Below are 1,506 nucleotides of genomic sequence, written 5' to 3'. Positions count from 1 at the left end.
TAGCTAGCTATCCAAAAAAGATAAGCTTCAATAGTGCTCTTTGCATACCGTTTGCTATACATATGGTCTTTAATCATGGTTAGAAAGAGAGATTTCATAAATGATATTCAACTTTTAAAAAACGTACTGTATATATAGACAGTTGTTCGTGTTTTGTCCAATAACATTATTAAAAGTCGTTTTGGTGTATTTTAACAACAATAACTTTACAAAATACGTAATTACTTGTTTACATGGAAGTTGTTTAGTGGAATTATTAAGCAATGTAATATACGCCGTTTTGGGGTGTTATAAACCCCCAAAGTGGTGTTCAATAAGCTGTTATATGCGGTTAAAACGTAGTTTTAGGTCAAGTGCTTTTAATCTGTGTTTTAAGCTAAAGTAGGGTATGTGTTCTCGCTAATATTCATTGCCCTTATGACCTTTTTCAAAGGAGGCAATGCTATTAAGCTTTTCAACCTTTTGTGTGTAGCGTAAAAATTCACAGTTAGGTTATCAATTACGGGCGACTTAAGTTATTGTAGTACTTGGTTTTACTCGTGTTGCATATAACAAGTTGCTCAAACGGACTAAAACAGTTTGCTCGTTTTTTGCAAAGCAACGCAAAAAAGCTAGCCAACCATTTTAGCCCCTTAGCAAAACGTTATGTGCCAATATAGTATGAGGTTAAATTGAGTAATATTAATCAACTTAAAAGTATTCATAAGTATGGAACAGTGATTAGTATCTCTGTAATTTTATCTTTGGTTACCGGAATCATACCAAGCTTTGTTGTATCTGATTGGTTATGGTTTTCTAGAAGTGGGTCTCTTTTGGCTATCTTTGGTATTTATTTAATTTGGCAAGATTATCAGGCACAAATTAATAATGATTTAGACACTCTTTTAGATGGCTTTTCTGATCATTTAGAAAAAAACACAAAGAATGAATCGACTAGAGACCAAATAAAGGAAGAGGTATCTAATCAATTCGATAAAGTAAGAGTTGCTAACAAAAAGAGATTTCAAAACATTGAGTTCTGTCTTGTCACGTTAGGGACTTTAATTTGGGCTTACGGTGACTTAATTAATAAGCTTTACTAATCAGTATGCTGCACATAACAAGTCACTTAAAAGGACAAAAAACAGTTGGTTTTTGCTCCTTCGTCGCTTATTTTAACCAACTATTTTTTGCCTCTTAGTGAGGCGTTGAGGCTGTAGAATTACTCATTTTTAAGNGGCGTTGAGGCTGTAGAATTACTCATTTTTAAGAAAAACAGCCTGTTTTATGGGTTCCAAATGCATTACCTAATGCTTTAAAAACGCTTAGAGTTAACTACAGGAGCTCGCTTTTTTAATTGAATTTGGCTGTTGGAGTTATTCTACAGTCTCGTTAGGCATACATTACATTGGAGTAGATTTATGCATGATCACGAACAAAGCATTAATTTCTATGAAACGAATTACGAAATTATTGGACAATGGTTGGTGCGACCTAGGGATAAAGTGATTTTGGGTGATATGAATA

General features: G+C 33.5%; 1 protein-coding gene. It reads left to right on the top strand.

Going from position 1 to position 1,506, the window contains the following annotated elements; translation table 11 throughout:
- Positions 1–671 precede the first annotated feature (671 nt).
- A complete protein-coding gene (locus tag I6F40_RS19550) occupies positions 672–1,082 on the top strand; it encodes a hypothetical protein (protein ID WP_197193334.1) in 411 nt (136 codons plus the stop codon).
- The last annotated feature ends 424 nt before the right edge of the window (positions 1,083–1,506 follow it).

The sequence above is a fragment of the Pseudoalteromonas sp. SWXJ133 genome, from assembly GCF_015864365.1.
Taxonomy (GTDB): Bacteria; Pseudomonadota; Gammaproteobacteria; order Enterobacterales; family Alteromonadaceae; genus Pseudoalteromonas; species Pseudoalteromonas arctica.
The sequence above is the reverse complement of the archived record's forward strand: the minus strand, read 5'-3'. Positions and strand labels throughout refer to the sequence as shown.